This is a genomic window from Arthrobacter sp. MMS18-M83 (assembly GCF_026683955.1).
Classification (GTDB): domain Bacteria; phylum Actinomycetota; class Actinomycetes; order Actinomycetales; family Micrococcaceae; genus Arthrobacter.
The window spans coordinates 4,214,953-4,235,515 of the sequence record NZ_CP113343.1 but is presented as its reverse complement, the minus strand read 5'-3'; the positions used below and the strand labels follow the sequence as shown (position 1 = coordinate 4,235,515).

Annotated in this window: 17 protein-coding genes and 1 pseudogene; 7 read left to right on the top strand and 11 right to left on the bottom strand. The window is 64.1% G+C overall.

The annotated features are described in order from the left end of the window. Positions 1 to 2: 2 nt before the first annotated feature. The 5 genes from nadC to OW521_RS19975 form a co-directional block, all read right to left on the bottom strand. Positions 3 to 893, bottom strand: a complete 891-nt coding sequence (nadC, locus tag OW521_RS19995) for a carboxylating nicotinate-nucleotide diphosphorylase (protein ID WP_268021276.1) — start codon at positions 891 to 893, stop codon at positions 3 to 5. Next, positions 886 to 2,652, bottom strand: a complete 1,767-nt coding sequence (gene nadB, locus OW521_RS19990; protein ID WP_268021275.1) for an L-aspartate oxidase — start codon at positions 2,650 to 2,652, stop codon at positions 886 to 888. Before nadB ends, nadC begins: the two co-directional genes overlap by 8 nt. Positions 2,653 to 2,688: 36 nt before the next feature. Beyond that, positions 2,689 to 3,996: a quinolinate synthase NadA gene (gene nadA, locus OW521_RS19985; RefSeq protein WP_268021274.1), complete on the bottom strand. Its 1,308-nt coding sequence runs from the start codon at positions 3,994 to 3,996 to the stop codon at positions 2,689 to 2,691. After that, positions 3,993 to 4,712 carry an NUDIX hydrolase gene (locus OW521_RS19980; RefSeq protein ID WP_268021273.1) on the bottom strand — a complete coding sequence of 240 codons (720 nt, stop codon included), beginning with the start codon at positions 4,710 to 4,712 and terminating at the stop codon, positions 3,993 to 3,995. Before OW521_RS19980 ends, nadA begins: the two co-directional genes overlap by 4 nt. A gap of 92 nt (positions 4,713 to 4,804) precedes the next feature. Next, on the bottom strand, positions 4,805 to 5,284 hold the full coding sequence (locus tag OW521_RS19975) for an Lrp/AsnC family transcriptional regulator (protein ID WP_268021272.1): 480 nt from the start codon (positions 5,282 to 5,284) through the stop codon (positions 4,805 to 4,807). A 177-nt stretch (positions 5,285 to 5,461) separates the two neighbouring features. Between OW521_RS19975 and OW521_RS19970 the strand changes: the two genes are divergently transcribed. The 5 genes from OW521_RS19970 to OW521_RS19950 all read left to right on the top strand — a co-directional run bounded on the left by OW521_RS19970 (position 5,462) and on the right by OW521_RS19950 (position 10,256). Then, complete coding sequence (locus tag OW521_RS19970) at positions 5,462 to 6,844, top strand: amino acid permease (protein ID WP_268021271.1); 1,383 nt, start codon at positions 5,462 to 5,464, stop codon at positions 6,842 to 6,844. A gap of 190 nt (positions 6,845 to 7,034) precedes the next feature. Further along, complete coding sequence (locus OW521_RS19965; RefSeq protein ID WP_268021270.1) at positions 7,035 to 8,072, top strand: thiamine pyrophosphate-dependent enzyme; 1,038 nt, start codon at positions 7,035 to 7,037, stop codon at positions 8,070 to 8,072. Further along, on the top strand, positions 8,065 to 9,099 hold the full coding sequence (locus OW521_RS19960) for an alpha-ketoacid dehydrogenase subunit beta (RefSeq protein WP_268021269.1): 1,035 nt from the start codon (positions 8,065 to 8,067) through the stop codon (positions 9,097 to 9,099). The genes OW521_RS19965 and OW521_RS19960 overlap by 8 nt, the downstream gene beginning before the upstream one ends. Beyond that, positions 9,092 to 9,421 (top strand): biotin/lipoyl-containing protein, encoded by a 330-nt coding sequence (locus tag OW521_RS19955; protein ID WP_268021268.1) that lies wholly within the window; start codon positions 9,092 to 9,094, stop codon positions 9,419 to 9,421. Before OW521_RS19960 ends, OW521_RS19955 begins: the two co-directional genes overlap by 8 nt. A gap of 4 nt (positions 9,422 to 9,425) precedes the next feature. Then, on the top strand, positions 9,426 to 10,256 hold the full coding sequence (locus OW521_RS19950) for an alpha/beta fold hydrolase (RefSeq protein WP_268021267.1): 831 nt from the start codon (positions 9,426 to 9,428) through the stop codon (positions 10,254 to 10,256). 22 nt (positions 10,257 to 10,278) lie between these two features. Here OW521_RS19950 and OW521_RS19945 read toward each other — a convergent pair whose 3' ends face one another. Beyond that, positions 10,279 to 10,701 (bottom strand): MarR family transcriptional regulator, encoded by a 423-nt coding sequence (locus tag OW521_RS19945; protein WP_268026012.1) that lies wholly within the window; start codon positions 10,699 to 10,701, stop codon positions 10,279 to 10,281. A 73-nt stretch (positions 10,702 to 10,774) separates the two neighbouring features. Between OW521_RS19945 and OW521_RS19940 the strand changes: the two genes are divergently transcribed. Further along, positions 10,775 to 11,428, top strand: coding sequence for a phosphoribosyltransferase (locus OW521_RS19940; protein ID WP_268021266.1), 654 nt, complete (start codon positions 10,775 to 10,777; stop codon positions 11,426 to 11,428). A gap of 282 nt (positions 11,429 to 11,710) precedes the next feature. On the opposite strand, the gene hpaB is transcribed toward OW521_RS19940, so the two are convergent. Both hpaB and OW521_RS19930 read right to left on the bottom strand, forming a co-directional pair. Next, the gene (hpaB, locus tag OW521_RS19935; protein WP_268021265.1) at positions 11,711 to 13,165 is read right to left on the bottom strand and encodes a 4-hydroxyphenylacetate 3-monooxygenase, oxygenase component; all 1,455 of its coding nucleotides are present in this window, start codon (positions 13,163 to 13,165) and stop codon (positions 11,711 to 11,713) included. Positions 13,166 to 13,237: 72 nt separating this feature from the next. Continuing rightward, the gene (locus OW521_RS19930; RefSeq protein WP_268026011.1) at positions 13,238 to 13,774 is read right to left on the bottom strand and encodes a flavin reductase family protein; all 537 of its coding nucleotides are present in this window, start codon (positions 13,772 to 13,774) and stop codon (positions 13,238 to 13,240) included. A 148-nt stretch (positions 13,775 to 13,922) separates the two neighbouring features. Between OW521_RS19930 and OW521_RS19925 the strand changes: the two genes are divergently transcribed. Then, positions 13,923 to 14,657 (top strand): IclR family transcriptional regulator, encoded by a 735-nt coding sequence (locus OW521_RS19925; protein ID WP_268026009.1) that lies wholly within the window; start codon positions 13,923 to 13,925, stop codon positions 14,655 to 14,657. Positions 14,658 to 14,800: 143 nt separating this feature from the next. Here OW521_RS19925 and OW521_RS19920 read toward each other — a convergent pair whose 3' ends face one another. The 3 genes and pseudogenes from OW521_RS19920 to OW521_RS19910 all read right to left on the bottom strand — a co-directional run bounded on the left by OW521_RS19920 (position 14,801) and on the right by OW521_RS19910 (position 20,528). Further along, positions 14,801 to 16,204, bottom strand: a complete 1,404-nt coding sequence (locus OW521_RS19920; protein WP_268021264.1) for an MFS transporter — start codon at positions 16,202 to 16,204, stop codon at positions 14,801 to 14,803. 117 nt (positions 16,205 to 16,321) lie between these two features. Next, positions 16,322 to 19,342, bottom strand: a complete 3,021-nt coding sequence (locus OW521_RS19915) for an AAA family ATPase (RefSeq protein ID WP_268021263.1) — start codon at positions 19,340 to 19,342, stop codon at positions 16,322 to 16,324. Continuing rightward, positions 19,339 to 20,528 (bottom strand): annotated as a pseudogene (locus OW521_RS19910) (exonuclease SbcCD subunit D). Before OW521_RS19910 ends, OW521_RS19915 begins: the two are co-directional and overlap by 4 nt. Positions 20,529 to 20,563 lie beyond the last annotated feature (35 nt).

Sequence of the window (20,563 nt, the reverse complement as noted above, 5' to 3'; positions counted from 1 at the left end):
CGTCAGCCCAGGCCTGGGGAAACGCCCACGTCCAGCGTCACGTCCAGGCCCAAGTCCAGCGCCGCAACACTGTGCGTGAGTCCGCCGATGGAAATGACATCCACCCCTGCCGCCGCGATGTCCGCCACGGTGTTGACATTGACGTTGCCGCTTGCCTCGACGATGGCGCGCCCGGCCACCTGCTCCACGCCGGCACGGAGCTCCTCAAGGGAGAAGTTGTCCAGCATGATCGTGTCGACGCCCGCCGCGAGGACTGGTTCGATCTGCTCGGCACTGTCTACTTCCACCTCGAAATGCGTAGTGTGGCCCAGTTGTGCCTTGGCAGCCGCGAGCAGTGCGGTGAGTTTAGCGGAATCGCCCCCGGTCATCACGGCTAAGTGGTTGTCCTTGGCCAGGACCGCATCAGACAGGCTGTAGCGGTGGTTGGCTCCCCCGCCGCAGCGGACGGCGTAGCGTTCCAATACCCGCAGCCCTGGCGTTGTCTTACGGGTGTCTGTGATCCGGGCCTTGGTGCCTTCGACCAGCTTCACGAACTCCGAGGTCTTGGTGGCAATGGCGCTCATGCGCTGGGCCAGGTTGAGCCCGACGCGTTCGGCGAGCAGCACGGAGCGGGCGCGGCCGCTGACCCGCGCGAGGTGGGTTCCGGCGTCGAACGCTTCACCGTCGGCGAGCAGCAGCTCCACTTCGGTGTCCGGGTCGATGAGCAGCATGGCGTCCCGGAACACGGTTCCGCCGCTGAAGACCCCGGGAACGCGCGCATTGAGCACGGCGGTGGCCCGGGCTTCGGCGGGGATCAGCAGTTGCGAAGTGATGTCCCCGTTCGGCGCGTCCTCCGCGAAGGCCCGCTCCAGAATGTCCCGGACGGGTGCTGCGGGGAGGGTCAGGCTAGTCATTGACGAGGCTCGCTTTCCGGCGGATGGTGTATCTCTGATTCGGTTCTTCAAGTGGGGTTTCGACGGCGTCGCTCCGGTAGTGCGCGCCCAGCGACCCCCGCCGTGCCCCGGCAGCTTGCACCAACAGTTGCGCCGCCAGGAGCAAATTGGCGTCCTCGTGCACCAAGGAATCCGCCGAGTCCGGCACGTTCTCAGGAAGCACGACGTCGGCCCAGGCGTTGAGTGCCTCAGCAGCCTCCCGGAGCAGCCCCCCAGTCCGGAGAACCCCGGCCTTGGCAGTCATCAGCCGACGAAGGGCGGTACGGCTGAAGGGCTCGGGGACAAGTTCAGGCTGCCACGAAAGCGCCCCGGCCGGCTCGGTGGTTCCCGAAAGCGCCGTTGTTGCGTGCAGGTCCATGCCGGCCGCCGAGCTTGCGAGGCGTTCGCCGGCGTGAGACCGGAGCGCAGGCGCCGAGGGAACCAGCGAGTCGGTCTCCCCGCTGTTGGACTGCACCTCGCCAAGAAACCCTTCAACAGCCCGCCGCCCGAACACGAGTCCTTCGAGCAAGGAGTTGCTGGCGAGGCGGTTCGCGCCCTGGACACCGGTGCACGCCACTTCGCCGGCCGCAAGCAGCCCGGGCACGGAGGTGCGGCCGTACAGATCGGTGACGACGCCTCCCATCCAGTAATGGGCGGCCGGGGCAACCGCAACGGGCTGACGGGTCCAGTCGACGCCGGCTTCGCGGGTCCGGGCGCTGATGGTGGGGAATCGTTTCTCGAGGAAACCTTGCCCCTTGGCTGCTTCGACCACCCGGGCGTCAAGGAAGACATGGCCGTTGGGATCGCCAAGTGAAGCCAAGTGGAGGGCGATGCTGCGGGAGACGACGTCGCGCGGAGCAAGTTCGGCGTCGGGGTGGTAGGCCGGCATGAATCGTTCGCCCTTGGCGTCCACCAAGATGGCGCCTTCACCGCGGACAGCTTCGGAGATCAGGAGGGGATCGGCGCCGGCGGCCGCCGGGCCTGCAGCAGCTGGCAGCACCATGCTCGTGGGGTGGAACTGGAAGAACTCGAGGTCCGCGAGCTCCGCTCCTGCCCGCCACGCGAGCGCGAGCCCGTCGGCCGTTGCAACCGAGGGATTGGTGCTCCGGGCAAATAGCTGTCCCGCTCCACCAGTGGCAAGCAGCACGGCATCGCCGTGTAGAGCCTCAAGGCGCCCGTTCCGCTGGAATTCAACGCCTGCAACCTGTCCCTCAGACTCGATCAAGCCGGTGGCCTGTGCGTGTCCCAGCACCTGGAGTTTCCCGGCGGCCTGCGCGTCAAGGACTGAGAGGATGAGTGCCTTCGCAATTCCGGCGCCGGTGGCGTCTCCGCCGGCGTGCAGGATCCTCGGAGCCGAGTGGGCGGCTTCGAGCCCCAAGGCGGGATCGCCGTCGTCGTCCGCGTCGAAACGGACACCAAAACGCTCAAGCCCCATGATGTCGAGGCGCGCTTCGGTGCACAGCACCCGCACGGCTTCCTCGTTGCAGTGGCCTCCGCCGGCCTTGAGGGTATCCGCAATGTGCGCGGCAACGGTATCCCCGGGGGCGGGCTCCTCGAGCACTGCCGAAATCCCGCCTTGCGCGAAGAAGGTGTTGCTGTCTGCCAGCGCGCCTTTGCTGAGCAGGACGACGTCCACACCGGCCTCAGCGGCAAGCAGTGCGGAATAGAGTCCGGCGATGCCGCTGCCGACGACGATGAGTCGCCGCGGCGCCCTAGCACCGGGAAAGCGTTCTGCAGTCATATCAGGCTCAATTCGACTGGTTGATACGGGGTGGGCCTAGAGCGGCCGGGCTGCAAGCATGCGTTCGAGGGCGATCTTGGCGTTGTCCTTGACCGAATCGTCTACCGTGATGCGGTTGACCACGCGGCCCTCCACCAATTCTTCAAGCACCCAGGCGAGATAGCCGGGGTGGATGCGGTACATCGTGGAGCAAGGGCAGATCACCGGGTCCAGGCAGAAGATGGTGTGCTGGGGGTTCTCGGCCGCCAAACGGTTCACCATGTTGATCTCGGTCCCGATTGCGAAGGTGGTGGGCTCGGTTGCGGCGGCGATGGCCTTCTTGATGAAGTCGGTGGAGCCTGCCCCGTCCGCCGCGTCAACAACTTCCATAGGGCATTCGGGGTGCACAATGACGTTCACGCCGGGGAATTCGGCACGGGCCTTCTCGATCTGGCCCACGTTGAAGCGCTTGTGGACGGAGCAGAAGCCGTGCCAGAGGATGACGCGGGAATCCAGCAGGGTCTGCTCATCGTTTCCGCCGAGCTCCTTGCTCGGGTTCCACATAGGCATCTGCTCCAGCGGCACGCCAAGGGCTTTGGCAGTGTTGCGGCCCAAGTGCTGGTCAGGGAAGAAAAGCACCCGCTGGCCGCGTTCGAAAGCCCATTCAAGCACGGTCTTGGCGTTGGAGGACGTGCAGACGATGCCGCCATTTCGGCCGCAGAAGGCCTTCAATGCGGCTGACGAGTTCATGTAGGTCACCGGGATGACCGGGGCCCTGCCTTCGGAATCAGGTGCGGTCCCGAAGATCTCTTCGAGCTGCTCCCAGCATTCCTCCACCGAGTCCTCGTCCGCCATGTCTGCCATGGAGCAACCGGCGGCCAGGTTCGGCAGGACCACGGCCTGGTTCTCGCTGGAGAGAATGTCTGCAGTCTCTGCCATGAAGTGCACACCGCAGAAGATGATGGCCTCGGCGTCGGGCTTGGTCAGGGCCGCGTTGGCCAGTTGGAAGGAGTCGCCCACGAAATCCGCATACTGGACAACTTCGTCGCGCTGGTAGAAGTGGCCCAGAATAACGGCCCGCTCCCCCAGCGTCTCCTTGGCGGCGCGGATCCGGGCGTCGAGCTCGGCGTCGCTGGCCAACTTGTATTCTTCAGGCAATTGGCCCTGCCGGGGGGTGGCCTTTGGGGCGTCGTCGGAGCTGGAAGCGCCGGGACCGTAGGCCGGAATGCCGGCCAGGGTCTCTGCGAGGTCGTACTCCCACGGGCCCTTGGCCAGAGCAGGGCTGCACGTTGAGCCCGCCGCGGAACGGCCACTCTCGGCTTCCTCCCGCGTGATCAGCTGAATAGCTGTGTTGACGCTGCTCATGGTGTACTCCTGTTGTCTGGCCCGAGTCCGGGCGTGCCGGTGAAGCGGTAGAGGCGTGGCGGGCGGTGTTTTCCGCCCTGAAGGTATTCACCGGTTTCCTCGATTTCCGGTGTTCCCTTGATTTGCCGGCGAAAGTTCGCCGGATCCAGCTGGCGGTCCAGGACAGCCTCATAGACTTCGCGGACCTGGGCCAGGGTGAAGAACTCCCCCAGCAAGTGATAGGCGATGGACCCGTAGGCCATCTTGTTGCGCAGCCGCCATAGGGCGTAGTCGACGATCGCGTTGTGGTCGAAGGCCAATTCGGCAAGCCTGTCAGCCCGGAACCAACGGACGTTCTCTGACTCGTCCGCCAGTGCGGCTTCCGTGGGCTGCACCAACGCCCAGTAGACGATCGAGACAACACGTTGGGCAGGAGAGCGGTGCAGGCCGCCGAAAGCGTAGAGCTGCTCGAGGTATTGAGGCGCCAACCCGGTTGTTTCGCGGAGGTTCCTCGAAGCTGCATCCTGGAGGGACTCATCATGCTGCAAGGGACCGCCGGGGAGCGCCCACATGTCCTTGAACGGTTCGCGGATGCGGCGCACCAACGGCAGCCACAGCGTCGGGCGGCCGGAGCTTTCGCTCGGGCGGAGGGCGAAAATCACCGTGGATATGGCCAACGACGGCGGTGCGAGCCTACGCTCTGCGACATTCGCGGAGTTGGCGTACACGGTGTTCACCCCGCTTCTTTGCCTCAGGGACTGGAAAGATAGTTAAAGTCAAAATGACTAGAACTCATGGTACGACTGTCCGGGGACAGAGTCCAAATGTTTCAGCCCGCATTCTCCTTGGCTGCCGCTTCCAGGAGGGGCAAGGTGCGGCCTTGGAAGTGCGTATTCAGCACGATCACGGACGACGAGCGGAGCACGGTCTTGGTGGCGATGAGCTTGTCCAGCACGCGCTGCAGGTCCGAGTTCGACTTGCCGACCACCCGCACCATGAGATCCGAACTGCCGGAAACAGTGTGGATCTCAATAAGTTCGGGAATAGCAGACAGGGCTTCGACGACGGCGTCGTGCCCCAGGTCCTGGTTGATAGTGAGCGAGCAGAAGGCCACCACGGGATAGCCGAAGCCCGCAGGGTCCGGCTGCGGAACCCAAGGAGCCACCACACCCCGCTCGGCCATCCTGTCCAGCCGGGACTGGACCGTGGCGCGAGCTACCTTCAAGACCCTGGATGCCTCGAGGACAGACGCACGCGGGGAGTCGGTGAAAAATCGGACAATCTTGGCATCCAACTCGTCAACAGCCACCAATTTTCCCTACTTCCACCCAGATACCGCACAAATCGACAGGAAACGTGCCGATCTCCGTTCACATTGCGTCCATGGTCTCACAAGTGTTTTTCGCCACTTTGCCTGTGTAAGCGGTAAATTCGATAAGTCCCACGAGGACCAGCTGACAAACCCTCCACAAGAAGGCAAACACGAATGACAACGACGTCCACCGCTGTTCGACCCGCCATTCCTTCGCAAGGCCTTGGCCACTCGATGAAGCCGCGCCAACTGACCATGATGGGCCTGGGCAGCGCCATCGGTGCAGGGCTCTTCCTCGGCTCGGGCGCCGGGATCCATGCGGCCGGTCCCGCAGTACTCATCTCCTACCTTGTGGCCGGCACCCTGATCATCCTGGTGATGTGGGCCCTGGGCGAGATGGCCGCAGCCAACCCCAACAGCGGCGCATTCTCCGTCTATGCCGAAAAGGCGATGGGCAAAACGGCCGGATCAACGGTCGGCTGGCTGTGGTGGCTGCAGCTCGTAGTTGTCATCGCCGCGGAGGCCCTCGGCGCAGCAGGGCTGCTGTTCTCCGTCTGGCCGGTCATTCCCGTGTGGGCCCTGGCCCTGATTTTCATGGTGGCCTTTACCGCGATCAACCTCGCCGGAGTCCGGAACTTTGGTGAGTTCGAGTTCTGGTTCGCCATCCTGAAGGTTGCGGCCATTGTGGTCTTCCTCATCATCGGCGCGGCATTGCTGTTCGGTTGGCTGCCTGGAGTGACTTCCCCCGGCTTTGGACACATCACGGGTAACTTCGCACCGTCCGGTTGGGCCGGAATTGCCGCGGCGCTCTTTGTAGTGATCTTCGCCTTCGGTGGCACCGAAATCGTGAGCGTGGCTGCCGCGGAAACGCAGGACCCGGTTCACAGCGTCGGCAAGGCCATCCGCACCGTGGTGTGGCGCATCCTGGTTTTCTACATCGGCTCAGTCTTCGTCATTGCGGCCGTCCTTCCCTCTGACTCAGAAGGGTTGAAGTCGCCGTTCGCTGGTGTCCTGAACCTGGCGGGCATCCCGGGAGCCGGCACGGCAATCACCCTTGTTGCCGTTGTGGCCCTGCTCTCAGCGCTCAACGCGAACCTCTACGGGGCCTCACGCATGGTGTTCTCGCTATCCGAGCGCGGCGAAGCCCCGGCTTTCCTGTCGCGGCTGCGCGGCGCCCAGGTGCCCATGGCCGCCGTCGGGGTTTCGGTTGCTTTCGGCTTCATCGCCACCATCCTGGAACTGCTCTTCCCCGACCACGTGCTTCCCGCCTTGCTCAACCTGGTGGGCTCCACCTGCCTCGTGGTCTGGGGAACGGCACTCGTGTCCCAGTTCATCCTGCGCCGCCGCGCCGACCGCGAAGGAACGGATCTGTCGCTTCGCATGAAGGGATTCCCCTTCCTCACGGTATTCGGGCTGGTACTGCTTGCCCTGATCTTCGTGGTGGGCTTCTCGAATGCCGAGAGCGCAGGCCAGCTGATCGGCACGTTCCTGTTGATCGCCTGCATCGCCGTGGCGTGCAGGATCGGCGCCAAGGTCAAGTCGGCACGAAGCGCCTAGCAAACCCAACTAGCTAGCAGTTGTTGTCGTTTTGACGCCTCAAAACGACAACAACTGCGAGTCAGTTAGGTGAGGGAAAGTTGTACAAACTGCTATGCATTCCCTCGGTACCATTGACAGTTCTTGGCAGTTTGCGTAGCCGCAATTAGGCGGATTGCCTACGGCCCACACAGTGACTACGGTCACGTCCATGGACTCATTTCTTCCCGCTGTGGCCGCAGCCGACGCCGCGCCCCTGGCTTCCGAACAGCTCAGGGAACTTTACTCCCTGATGGCTGCCGTTCGATATCTGGATACTTCGGCCGTTGCTTGGCAGCGTCAGGGAATCATTCCCGGCTATGCTCCGGAACTCGGCCAGGAAGCAGCCCAGGTCGGCAGCGCCTACGCCCTCGACACGGCACGCGATTTCGCTTTTCCGACGTACCGCGAGATGGGCGTCGCCAGGACCATGGGCGTGGACATGGTGGCGTACATGTCCACCCACAAGGCAACGTGGCACGGCGGAATGTATGATCCGTTGGCAAGCCGCCTCGCGCCTATCCAGGCCGTGGTGGCCGGCTCGGTGCTCCATGCCGTCGGCTGGGCCCACGGCCAGACCCTGAGCGAGGAGCCGGGAGTTGCGCTCAGCTACTTCGGCGACGGCGCTTCCTCCCAAGGCGATGTCCATGAAGCCATGAACTTTGCCGCCGTGATGAAAGCACCGGTTGTCTTCTTCATCCAAAACAACGGCTGGGCGATTTCCGTGCCCACCGAGCGGCAAGTGGCCGGCGGTTCGGTGGCTGGCCGCGCAGCCGGCTACGGCATCCCCGGCATTCAGGTGGATGGCAACGATGTGGTTGCTGTCTATGAGGCCACCCGGGACGCCTTCGCCCACTGCCGCGCAGGAAACGGCCCGGTAGTGGTCGAAGCAATGACCTACCGCCGCGGTCCCCATTCCACAGCTGACGACCCCGGCCGGTACCGGAGCCTTGACGATGAGCGCATCGACGCCGGCAAGGATCCCTTGGAGCGCCTCCGCGAGCGTCTGTTGGCCGTGGGCGCGGCAGATGAGGCCTTCTTCGCCGCAGCCCACGAAGCAGCACGAATCGAGGAAGAACTGATCCGCACCGGAATCGAAGCCCTCGGCCCTCGGCCAGGCACTGAGATGTTCGATTTCGTCTTCCAGGAAACCACCCCCGCCCTTGAAAACCAGGCCACCCGTTGGCGCGAGGAGTCCGAACATGTCTGAGAGCACCACCGCCACCCTCGAAGCCGGGACAACCACAGAGTCCCAGCGGACACACATCTCCATGCAGCAGGCCCTCAACCGCGCCTTGGACGAGATCCTCTCCGCCGATCCAAAGACAGTGGTCTTCGGCGAGGATTGTGGCCAATTGGGCGGAGTCTTCCGCATCACCGATGGCTTGCAGGCCAAGCACGGAGAATCCCGCGTCTTCGACACGCCGCTCGCTGAATCGGGCATCCTGGGCATGTCCGTGGGGCTCGCCATGGCTGGCTTCCACCCCATTCCGGAGGTCCAGTTCGACGGCTTCGCGTATCCCGCCATCAACCAGATCGTGTGCCAGATCGCGAGGATGAACTACCGCAGCCGGGGCAAGCTTCCGATGCCGATCACGCTCCGGGTCCCCAGCTTCGGCGGCATTCGCGCCCCCGAACATCACGGCGAAAGCCTCGAGGCGCTCTTCGCGCACGTTCCGGGCCTCAAGGTTGTCTCGCCGTCGGACCCGCATGATGCCTACCACCTGCTCAAGTACGCGGCCTCCCGGCCGGACCCGGTGATCTTCATGGAACCCAAGTCCCGGTACTGGCAAAAGGGCGACGTCGACACTTCCGACGGCGGAACCCTCACCGGCGCCCGGATTGTCCGGCCGGGCCGCCACCTGACCCTCGTGGCCTGGGGCGCGATGGTGGCTCGGTGCTTGCAGGTTGCGGAACTCGCGGCTGAGGACGGAATCGACGTCGAGGTCCTTGATCTGCGCTGGCTCAAGCCGATCGACGCCCAAGCATTGGCGACTTCCGTCGGAAAGACGCGGCGCGCCGTCGTCGTGCATGAAGCTCCGCTGACCTCCGGGCTGGGGGCCGAAGTGGCTCAACTGATCACGCAAAGCTGCTTTGACACGCTGAAGGCGCCCGTGGAGCGGGTCACCGGCTTCGACGTGCCGTATCCCTCCGGCGACCTGGAGGACGAATACATCCCGAACATTGACCGCATCCTGCTAGGGATCCAACGAGTACTGGAGTATCGACGTGGCTGAAATCAGCTTCCCCCTGCCCGATCTTGGCGAAGGCCTCATTGAAGCGACCGTGCTGGACTGGCTCGTCTCCCCCGGCGACCAGGTGGAACGGAATCAGCCCCTCGTGGAGCTGGAAACGAGTAAGTCCGCCCTCGAGTTGCCGAGCCCGCAGGCAGGTAAAGTGATCCGTATCCACGGTGCGCCGGGCGACACTATCAACGTAGGTGAACCGCTGGTGGTGTTCGAGGTGCCGGACAATACTGCCGGCATCGTGGGCACAGTTCCGAAGGATGATGCACCCAAGCGCCGGGTCCGCCTGAGCGCCGTACTTGATGAGGACTAACACCATGAGCGGCAGGCACGCAGAAGAGCACATCCATACGGTGGAAGGAACAGATCCCCATATCTTCGTGGAAATCCATGAACCCACCGCAGGGACCGACGCCGGACTGCGCCCCATCCTGCTCCTGCATGGCTTCTCTTCCTCGAGCAAACTCAACTGGGCAGACACCGGGTGGATTACCGCCCTGCAGGCCGCCGGCCGCCGCGTTATCACAGTGGACCTTCCGGGGCATGGCCGAAGCGCTTCGCCCGAGGACTTGGACTCCTACTCCCCCAGCCGGATCCGTGCGGACCTGCTCCAGATAGTGGCCGACGCCGGCGCGCGCCCCTTGCGCGACGGTGACCCTTCCAGCGGGCTCGACATCATTGGTTATTCTTTGGGCTCCCGGCTCGCTTGGGAATTCGGGGCAACCCAACCCGAACTCGTGCACCGCCTGGTGTTGGGCGGCCCGAACAAGGAAGATCCGCTGGCGTCCTTCGATCTCGTCGCTGCCCAGCACTACCTTGCGGACGGCACGCCCATCGAAGACGAATCCACCGCGGGGTTGCTCAAAATGGCGCAGCTCTTGCCGAGCAACGATTTGTTTGCGCTCTTGTCGCTGATCGAGGCGATTAAGGGCGAACCGTACGATCCCGCCGAGGCGGTGCCGCACATGCCGGTGTTGCTAGTGGCCGGTGACAAGGACGAGCGGGCCGTCACTATGCCGGAGCTCGCCTCGATCGCCGCCCGCGCAGGCGGCATAGTGGAACAATTACTCGTCCCTGGACGGAACCACAGCAACGCCATCACCAGCCGGGTGTTCAAGGACGCCGCCCTGGCGTTCCTCGGCGTCTAGGCTGACGATGAAGCGGCTGGCCTTACCGGGCCAGCCGCTCCGCGTTAAGGGTCATCCGTTCGAGCACGCTGACGGCCATGGCGTATTCATCCAGGCCTATCCCCATCGAGATGTCCCGGCGGGAGTCCTCGACGAGCCTTTGGGCTTCCATATGTTTTACGTGGCCCAATTCGCTGAGGCTGATGCGATCGTCCACCATGATGATCAATCCACGGCCTACCAGCGCGGCCAGTTCTGTTTCGCGACGACGCGTATCGCCGTCCCAAAAGGGGCTGAGGACGCTGTCAAGGTCTTCGGGGCTGAGAGGTTCCTCCGCCAGGACGTTGAGTGTCTGCCACTGCCTCCGGCTGAGTTTCAACCTCGCCAAGGTGCGGTCCAGATGCACTTCCAGTGCGGCATCCAGGCGTTTGATCCAGTAACCGATGGGCTTGTTCACACGGCCCATCGTGGCAGCGAGGAGCGGCCGCGGCAAGAAAGGTAGGCTTGATTCAGCGCTGGATTACGTGGAAGTGAGACGAATGGGCATGCCCTTCAAGGACCGTGCGGACGCCGGACGCCGGCTGGCAGCCGGGCTTCCGCAACTCCGGAAACGGCCAGACACGATCCTGCTTGGCCTGGCTCGCGGCGGAGTCCCCGTAGCGGCCGCGGCCGCCGTCGAACTCTACCAACCGTACGGCGCTGTCCTAGTGCGAAAACTCGGCATCCCGGGACGTGAGGAAACCGCCTTCGGCGCCTTGGCCTGGTCCAACGGCAGAATTGTCCGAATAATCAATCGGCCCCTCGCCGAACGGATGCGGTGGCACGGAATCACCCAGGGGTCGCTTGACGCCGTGGAGGCGCGCGAGCGGGGCGAACTCCTGCGGCGCGTGAAAACCTACCCGGGTATCAGCTTCGATCTCTCGGGCAAGACGGTGGTTCTTGTCGACGATGGTCTGGCCACCGGCGCAACCATGCGCGCCGCCGTCGAGGCTGTCCGCGCCGGCGGGCCGGCGACCGTGGTGGCCGCCGTCCCCGTGTCATCCTTGGAAGCCCAAGCGTCCATCAGCCGGGTGTGCGACTTCATGATCTGCCTGCACACGCCGGGCAAATTCCACGCCGTGGGCGCGTTCTACGAGCACTTCGAACAGTTGACGGACGACGACGCCGTGCGGCTTTTGGAGCAGGCTGGTTGAGCCCGCCGATATTCGCAGGAGTTCCGACGCTCGCTCACATCTGAAGGTCCATTTCCCGACCCTCCTGCAGATATGTCGGCCTCCAACCCGGCGCTCCTGCAGATATGAGGGAAAGATTCGAAACCCTCCTGCACATGATGAACTGCAGGAGGGAGCCGCCGTTTGGGCTCATAGGTGAGCGAGCGTCGGCGGATTTCGCGTCAAAGGTGAGCGAGCGTCATGGACGGCACAAAATGACGACGACGGCAGGAACCTCCCGTCGTCGCATCCGCCGTGGCGCGTTCAGTCTTCCCGCTCGAGGAACTCACGCACCCGGGCGCGGACCGGCTCGCGATCGTAGCTGTTCACGAGGGCGCCCGCCATGCGGACAGGGTCACCGAAGAAGAAGTATTCATACAAGGCCTGGCGCCCGGCGAACGAGGAAATGCTCGCGTCGAAGGCCAGTTTGAAGAGGCGGACGCGCTCCGGGCCAGTCAGGGTCTTCGCCTGCAGGTACATTTCTATGTCCGGCAACGCCTCGCTGGCCACGTCCGCCTCGCCCGGTAGCGCCATAAGGCCGGACGCCGAGAACTTGCGGATGATTGCCGGGAATCGCTGGGCAACCTTGGGGTACCAGTTGCGCGCGGCGTTCAACGTGGGCCAATGCGGGAGAAACACGCCATCCGGACTTGGGGCGGCCTGCGCCTCCGCGGCCACCATGAGGGCCTTTTCGATTTCAACAGTTTCGATCAGCTCCGCGAGGTCTTCCTGGATGTGCTGGAAACCGTCGATCCCAATGGACGCCGCGATCTCGGACGCAAGGCCAAGGAAGAACTCGCTCTTGGCGATGGTCCGCGTGACCACTTGGTGGGTCATGAGGGCGCCGGCGCCCGTCTCGGAATAGAAGGCGTTGCAGAGTTCGGGATGACCAAGCATGAAGATGCGCTCGTTGGGGACGAACACATGATCGAAAACCACGACGGCGTCCATCTCCTCGAAGCGGCTGGCGAGGGGTTCATCGTGGGTGCTTCCGCCGTTGTAGAGAGAGGTCCGGCACAGGTAGCGCATGCCCGGCGCGTCATTCGGGAGGGCGAAGGCGTAGGAGTAGGGGGCGTCTTCCGGCGTTGCTCGGAGGAGCGTCGAGGGAAACACGAGGAGTTCGTCGGCAATCGGCGCGATCGTGGCTAGCATGCGCGCGCCATGCACCACGATCCCATCTTCCCGTTCCTCCACCACCCTGGCCGAGAGTTGGCCACCGAGCTGTTCGGACCCGGACACGGAACGGTTGACCTGGGGCGGAATCAGGGTGTGCGTGGCCAGGAGATCGTTCTCGCGGCAATGCTCGTAGTACTTGCGCATGTTCTCGCCAAACATCGGATCGGCCTGGGCGAACCACTTTTCCGCGGCTGCGAGCGCCGTGAGCGCTCCGTTCATGTAGTCACCGGTCCGGCCCAGGAATCCATGGGAGTACTCCGCCCAGGTGCGGATGGCCGCATGCCGGTGTTCAAGGTCCTCTTTGCTCCGCGGCACCAGGAACGAAGTACTGACGCGATCCCCCGTTGTCGGAGATTCGTAGGTGAGTGCTTCCGCATACTTCGGTTCATGCTGCATGTCGAAGAGCTTCGCGTACGTGCGGGCCACGTTCCTGAATGACGGGTGGTCGGCGATCTTCTCGGTGACCATTTCGCCGTCGATCAGGACGTGGGGGTTCATCGAGTTGAGCTTGTCCAAGTACTGCTGTCCGGTCCGGATTCCCATGGTTGTCTCCAATGATGGTTGAGCTGAACGGCATTGCGTATGTGGATGCGGCATTTCCCTGCGCCGCGGCAACTACAGAAGATCCTCCATTCCCAATTGGCTTTCCGGAATCGTGGTGAAAGAGCTGTTGGCGAAGGCGAGCGCATCGCCGTTGCGGTAGTTGAAGTCGACCACTTCGCCAACGTAAAGGGTGTGGTCACCACCGTCGTAGGCAGCCCATGGCGTGCACTCGAAGTAGGCCAGGACATTGGATAGGCGCGGCGCCGTGCCGCCTTCGACCCAGCGGGGCTCGGGCCCGCGACGGCCCGCAAAGTGCAGCGCGAGGTCCTGTTGCTCCGCCCCCAGGATGTTGACACTGAAGGACCGCCCGGCAAGCTCGTCGTGGGCTTTAGCGGTGCGGGCGATGCTGACAAGGACCAGCGGTGGCTCCATGGACACCGCGGTGAAGGAATTCACGGTAATCCCGTGCCGCTTGGTGGCGCCGTCAAACGTTACGATGGCCACGCCTGTGGCAAATCGGCCCAGGCTGCCACGGAAGTGATGTGCCCGCGGCCGCGAAGTGCGGCCCAGTCGGCCTGGCTCCGCATTCTGGCTGGACTTGGCAATCATCATTGATTCCTGGGTGGAGATTGTTCTATATGTGAACTTGTTCTATATTTGAACAATAAATTCTCATACAGAACCATAGTCTTTTGCGGTCCACGGCACAAGATGGCGGATCCGCCGCCTCAGACGCCAACATAGGATGGAGCCCATGATGTCGCCCAGTGCCACTAAAAAACCGCAGGAAACGACGGCGACCGTTTCGCCGTCGCAGACTCTCTCCCGCGGAATCCAAGCCCTGGAAATCCTGGCCGCCGCCGAACGTCCCTTGACCATTGCCGAACTCGCCGGCGCCCTGGGCGTTCATCGCTCGGTGGCCTACCGGATCCTGCGCACGCTGGAGGACCACTCCCTTTTGGTCCGCGACGACGGCGGTCGGGTTCAGCCCGGCCCCGGCCTGGCAGTGCTGGCGCGGGGCGTCTCCCGCGATCTCCAGACGGCCGCCCTCCCGGAGCTGACCCAGCTTGCCAATACCCTGAACATGACGGCCTTCGTGGCGGTCTGGGACCATCTTGATTGCGTCACGCTGGTCACCGTGGAGCCACGCCACTCGGCCGCGACCCTGGCACAACACCCGGGGACCCGCCACCCCGTGAACACCGGTGCGCCTGGAATCGCCATCCAGTCCACCATGAGCGAGGACGAATGGGCCACCCGCGCCCCGGGCTTGCCCTATCGGCCGGAGGCAACCGAAGCGCGCCGGCTCGGCTATGCTGCAAGCCACGACGAGGTCATCGCAGGATTGTCATCCCTGGCCGCTCCCATCAAGGTGCCCGGCGGGCGGCCCGCGGCGATCGCCGTCGTCTACATCCGCCGCGAACAGGACCAAGCCGCCGTCGGGGAGGCACTGGCCGCGAGCGCAGCTCGGATAGAGTCGCAACTGGCATGAGGCACCCTGCATTTCACCCTTGATGCGCGCGGTAGTCCTATTTCTTCCAACGCTCGCTCACTCTTCAGGCCAAACCGGGAACCCTTTTGCGGATGATCTGAAAGAGGGTTCCCAAAAAGTGGCCCATAAGTGAGCGTGCGTCGTTATTGTTGGGTGCTTGGCCTGCGCCGAAGGAAAAGTCCCGCCACGACGCCGAGCACCAGAAGCGCACCCGAAGCGGCGGTAGACACCACAAAGGCGGCGCCTGAACCTTGGATCTGTGCCAACTGGCCGGCAAGATAGGCGCCCAAGGCCGTACCGGCCACGATCCCGCTCGCCAGGGCGGTCATGACCGTTGCCATGCGGCCGGCTGGGGCCACGACTCCTCCGATGCTGAAGACCGTCACCATGACGGGTCCCACCGGAATTCCCAGCACTAGCAGAACCATGGCCATAGGCCAGATCCCGGCCGGGAGGAACAACAACAGGGAGAACGCTGTCATCGCCGCCGCGGCGACCACCCAGCGGATCGCCAGCCCAAAGCGCTGCGGCCAGTAGGCAACAGATAGAGCGGCGACGGCGGAGCTCAGGCCCATGACGGAGTACATCAGTCCCGCGATTTCGGCAGTGGCGAATTGGGCGGAAAAAGCACTCAACGCATTCTGCGTGGCACCGAAAAATGTTCCCATGCAGACCATGGCCAATACCGGAACGGCCACTTTCAACCAGGCCAGAGAACGGACGCGTGATCTCTGTCCTTCAGGAGCGCTCCCGACGGCGCCCCGTGCCTTGCGCTTTGCCGGCACCACGGCTAATTGCGAAGGATGCACGGCGAAAGCAGGTACCAGAGTGGCAGTGAGGACCGCAGCCAATGCCAGCGGCAGCCAAGGAGCTACGAGGCTCGCCAAAATGCCGACCAGCGCCGGCCCCAGGACGAAAGTGATTTCGTCAGCGGTTCCCTCGTAGGACAGGGCAGTATCCAGGTCTGCGCGGCTCGCCGCCACACTGCCCGAACCGGCGATCTTCCCACTAGCTCCCGGGCCCTCGTTCCGCGCGGGCAGGTTCCTTGTGGTCAGGGCCATCCAGCGGACACGGGCCATGGGACCCACCTGCGGGCAACTCGCTCCAGCAAGGAAGGCCGTCACTAGAATGGCGATCGCGTCCGTGGGTGCGTTGAAATCCGGCGTCAGGTAGGCGGCAACGAGCAGTGCAATGACTGTGACCGCGTTGACGGCCGCGGCTACCAGCAGGACCGGGCGTTGGCCTGCCCGGTCAGCGAGCGAGCCGAGCACCGGCGCGCCCACGGCTGACCCGATACCCACGGCGCCGGCGGCCAGGCCGCCGATGGCGTAAGAATGGCTGACGGCCGTGACGAGGGTCAAGGTGCCAACGGTCAGCATGGCGAGGGGCAGCCTCGCGAAGAGTCCCAACGGCAGGAAGTCTCGGCCGGCAAGTTCGGGCAGGCGCGCGAAGCGGCCAGGCAGGCGCGAACGGCGCTGGCGGGCAGGCTGCGACGGGGCAGGCGCGAGCGCGGTGTTACCCGCGGAGTTTTGTGGAAAGGAGTTCATGATTCCGGGTTCGCTGAATGGTGCGCATCGTCCCTCCTCCCGATGCGCGCGACCCGGTGTAACCCTCCAAGTCTACCGGACGGCTCGCGGAGGATGCGTCCGTCTAACGGCTCGGTCCTACGCGGCTGCGGCGTCGACGATTCGCACGGTGGAGCCGTTGCGACTCTTGATCACCTGGAGCTGGCTGCTGATTCTCTGCTTCATTTCGGCAACGTGGCTGACGAGCCCGACTACCCTGCCGCCGTCGCGCAATCCTTCCAGCGCGTCCATCACCTGTTCCAGGGACTGCTCGTCGAGGCTCCCGAAGCCCTCATCCACGAACAAGGTCTCGATGTCTACGCCGCCGGCCTCTTGCTGGACAACATCCGCGAGCCCCAGGGCCAAGGCGAGCGAGGCCATGAAGGATTCCCCGCCGGAAAGGGTGGCGGTGTCCCGCCGCTGTCCCGTCCATTCATCCACGACTTCCAGGCCTAGCCCGGATTTCGCGCCCCTAGCTGCCTTGGCGTCCGTGTGCTGAAGGGTGTAGCGGCCATCGCTCATGGCAACAAGGCGCTCCGACGCCGCTGCTGCGACTTGTTCGAGCCGCGCGGCCAGAACATAGCTGTTGAGGCTCATTTTGTAGCCATTGTCGCCCGACCCCCTGGCAGTTTCGGCGAGTTCGCTGAGCGCCCGGGCGCGTTCGCGGGGCTCCCGTCCCGAGGCCGACGCTGCTTCATACTGCGCACGGATCGTTGCCAAGCTCGTCAGGGTCCGGGCTGCGAGCCCCGCAGCAAGGGCAAGACGGCGCGCCGCTTCTTCCGCTTGACCGGCCTCCCCTTCGAGGGCGGCCAGCTCGACGGCGGCCAAGGGCACATCGCCGATTCGGGCTTCCTTGGCAGCAAGCGCAAGGTCCTCGGACTCAAAAAGCTCCGCGAGACGGGCACTCTCGGTCTCGGAAGCCCTGACGGCTTCGTCTAAGCGGGCGGCGTGCTGTTCGTCGAGCATGTCTCGCCGGGCATCCTCAGCTGTCTCGAAATGGTTCGCCGACAGGGCATGTTGCAAGGCCACCGAAGCATCGTCCAAGGCCTCCCGGGCGCCTTCCAACTGGGCGCCCGCGGTGACGGCGGACTGGAGGAGCTCGCGTTGCCTGGTCAGTGCCTCGATCCTGCCACGGAGCGTCTCGAAGCCGTCACGAAGCCCGGAAAGCAGGGTGTCCAGGGACTCGCGTTGTTCGCTCAGCAGGGTCAGGGCCGACTCGTCCTGGGCCGCAACCGTGTCATCCCGGAGTTGCTCTTCTTCCAAGCGGGAAATCCGCTCCATCACACGGGCGAGGCTTTCCTTGCCTCTCTTGAGTCCGTCGACGGCGAGCCGTGCCGAGGCGAGCGCGTCTTTGGCCAAGGCCTCGGTGAAAGCAGCTTCCTTTGGATCGATGCCTCCGCCCTGGGCGGCCAGCACAGCGACCTCCTGCTCGGCGGACGCGAGCTCGGCCGACGCCTGGAGCAGGTCGTGCTCGCTCTCGTCATACCGTTCGTGGGCGGATTGCTCTTCCTCGGCGAGGGCTAATGCCGTCAATCCGGCTGACGCTGGCGAAGGGTGCTCAGCGCTTCCGCAGACAGGGCATGCTTCACCGTCATGCAGCTTTGCTGCGAGCTCTGCGGCGGCGTTGGCCAAGCGGGATTCGCGGAGATCCAACCAGAGTTGTCGGAGGTCCTGGGAAAGAGCGCGGGCCAACGCGTGCCGCTTTACCGCCGCGGAGAGGGATTCGAGGGCAGCTGCGTGACGCGCCACGGTCTTGACGGTGTTCTGCGCTGCCGCGGCTTCACTTTCGCGCAGGGGCAGTTCCAAGGCTGCCACTTCCAGTGGGCCGAGGCCGGTTTCCAAGGAGGCTGCCTCCGCGCGAAGCGCCACCAAGCTTAGGGACCTTGATTCCTTGGCGGTATCCCGATGCTTTGCTGCAGCATTGAGTCCGACAAGCCGGCCAGCAATGTGGTCGAGCTTTTGCTCGTCCGCAACCCGGGCTTCCAGGACCGCCATGGTTTCCCGAATCCTTGCCAGGGCCGCGGCGGGATCGCTTGCGTCCAGGGAGGCCGCAAGGAGTTTGGCCCTAGCCGACTCGGCCTTCGAGGCCGCCAGGTCCAGTGCCTTCGCAGCGCGGTCGACGGCGTCGAGCTGGCCGCCGAGAACGGCGGCCTTCCGGTGACGTCCAAGACGGTCGCGGAATTCCTGGACTTCGGCCGCGCGTGCAGCGAGTGCTTCGTTGCGGCGCGTGGCGGCGTCGAGCTTCGCGTGCCGTTGAACCCGCTCCCGGGCAGAGTTGAGCTTATCTGCCAGCTGAAGCCTGGCGGCGTCGGCGAAGGTGGCAGACTGTTGCCGCTCCAGCGATTCGGCCCGCGACCATGCTTCCAAGTGCCCGAGCCTGAGTTCGGGTGTGGCCGCGCCGGACACGATGTCATGGACATCCGGCTCCACTGGCTCTTCAATACCCAGTTGCGCGAACTCCGATTCGACCCGCTGCAAGAGCAAGTGAAGACCGTTCTGGTTGCCTTCCACTTCAGCGCGCGCAGCGTTTGCCTGGAGTGCCAACTGTTGCTCGATGGCTTCAAAGCGCTGGGTGCCGAAGAGTTTCTGCAGCAGATCCAGCCGGTCGGAAGCTTTAGAGCGTAGGAAGGCCGCGAAGTCTCCCTGCGGGAGCATGACTACCCTGGTGAACTGCTCCCGGTCCATCCCGAGGACATCACCTATTTCCGAACCGGCTTCGTCGTTGCGGGAACTCTTCTCTTCCCACGAACCATTGACCCGTTCGCGCAAGAGGGTCTTGGCCTGCTGCGTAGTGAAGCCTTTGCGTCCACGGGCACTGGGCCTGTCCCACGCCGGGGAGCGGGTGACTTCGAAGCGCCTGCCGCGGGCGGAGAATTCGCAGACAACGCGGGGCTCTGCAGCCGGTTCCGCGTGGTCGCTCCGCAAGCGTTTGCCGTCTTGGCGGGCGCCGGGCACCGAACCGTACAAGGCGAAGCAGATGGCGTCGAGCACGCTCGTCTTGCCGGCGCCGGTAGCACCGTTCAGGAGGAACAGACCCTGGGCGCCCAGCTGATCGAAGTCGATCGACTGAACCCCGGCAAACGGACCGAAAGCCTCGATCTCAAGGCGGTGGATTCTCACAGCTCCGCTCCGTCCAGCCGGACCATTTCCAAGGCTTCACGAAGGGCGGAAAGTTCAGTTTCGTCAGCAGGCCTCCCGCGCACATGGTCAAGGAAACCACAGCAAACTCCGAGATCGTCCTCGGCTTCAGCAAGCCTGCTGCTGTAGCTGGCCTTGGCCATTCCCGCGGCGTCCTCCGGGTCGAAGCCCAACACCAGTGTGTCCGGGAAACGGGTACGCAACTGTTCCATGGCCTGCGCCGGCCGCGCGGAGTCCGTGAGGGTGATCTGGCAGTAGGCGGATTCGGCCCAGTTGTGTTCCTCGGACTCCAAAAGCTGGGCGAGCTTCCCCTGAGAATCGCCAGCTCCCGCGGTGCCTTCCACAGGATTTCCTCGACGCTCCTCACGCCGTCCGCTCCGACGTCGATCAGCCAGGCGCCCTTCCGATGCTTGGCTTCGGAGAACGAGTAGGCAAGTGGCGAACCCGAGTACCGGACGTGCTCGGAAAGTTCCTGCCGCCCGTGGAGATGGCCCAAGGCCGTGTAGCCAAAGCCATCGAAGAGATCGAGTGGCACTGCTCCCAAACCGCCGATGCTCAGATCGCGTTCGCTGTCCGAGGTGATACCTCCACTCGCGAACGTGTGTGCCAGCACTACGGAATGCACCGGTCCCGTCCCGCTTCTCCGGGCGATGTCCTTGTGAATCAGCTGCACCGCTGCCTGGGTGACGTCAAAATGACTCGCCGTTTGGGTGCTGAGCCGTTCGGCAACGAGCCTCGGTTCAAGATAGGGAATGCCGTAGACGGCCAGCACCGGGGCCCCCGGGGTGGCTCCGCCGGCGCGGTTCCCGTCCAGTGCGAACAAGACCGGGGAATCCAAGTCCTCCACCCGTGTCCTCAAATGGACTCCCCCGCGCTCCAGCAGGCGTGAGGCGAACCCGAGGCGGATCGCGGAATCATGGTTGCCGCTGGTCAGCACCACCTTGGCCCCGGCGTCTGTGATCCGAACCAGGGCGTCGTCGAGAAGCTTCACAACATCCAGGCCGGGAAGTGCACGGTCGTAAACGTCACCGGCAATCAGCACGACATCGACCGATTGCTCGCGGATAACTGCCAGCAATTGCTCAATGAAGTTGCGCTGGGCATCCAGCATCCCTACGCCGTGGAATGAGCGGCCCAGGTGCCAATCCGAAGTGTGTAGAAGCTTCATGTTTTCACGCTAACGGGAGGCACAGACATTTTTGG

Coding starts and splice junctions, on each gene's coding strand:
- OW521_RS19920 (WP_268021264.1), bottom strand. CDS start 16,204: ATGAACTCCTTTCCACAAAACTCCGCGGGTAACACCGCGCTCGCGCCT.
- nadC (WP_268021276.1), bottom strand. CDS start 893: ATGACTAGCCTGACCCTCCCCGCAGCACCCGTCCGGGACATTCTGGAG.
- OW521_RS19945 (WP_268026012.1), bottom strand. CDS start 10,701: ATGGGCCGTGTGAACAAGCCCATCGGTTACTGGATCAAACGCCTGGAT.
- hpaB (WP_268021265.1), bottom strand. CDS start 13,165: ATGGGAATCCGGACCGGACAGCAGTACTTGGACAAGCTCAACTCGATG.
- OW521_RS19925 (WP_268026009.1), top strand. CDS start 13,923: ATGTCGCCCAGTGCCACTAAAAAACCGCAGGAAACGACGGCGACCGTT.
- nadB (WP_268021275.1), bottom strand. CDS start 2,652: ATGACTGCAGAACGCTTTCCCGGTGCTAGGGCGCCGCGGCGACTCATC.
- OW521_RS19940 (WP_268021266.1), top strand. CDS start 10,775: ATGGGCATGCCCTTCAAGGACCGTGCGGACGCCGGACGCCGGCTGGCA.
- nadA (WP_268021274.1), bottom strand. CDS start 3,996: ATGAGCAGCGTCAACACAGCTATTCAGCTGATCACGCGGGAGGAAGCC.
- OW521_RS19960 (WP_268021269.1), top strand. CDS start 8,065: ATGTCTGAGAGCACCACCGCCACCCTCGAAGCCGGGACAACCACAGAG.
- OW521_RS19950 (WP_268021267.1), top strand. CDS start 9,426: ATGAGCGGCAGGCACGCAGAAGAGCACATCCATACGGTGGAAGGAACA.
- OW521_RS19965 (WP_268021270.1), top strand. CDS start 7,035: ATGGACTCATTTCTTCCCGCTGTGGCCGCAGCCGACGCCGCGCCCCTG.
- OW521_RS19970 (WP_268021271.1), top strand. CDS start 5,462: ATGACAACGACGTCCACCGCTGTTCGACCCGCCATTCCTTCGCAAGGC.
- OW521_RS19930 (WP_268026011.1), bottom strand. CDS start 13,774: ATGATTGCCAAGTCCAGCCAGAATGCGGAGCCAGGCCGACTGGGCCGC.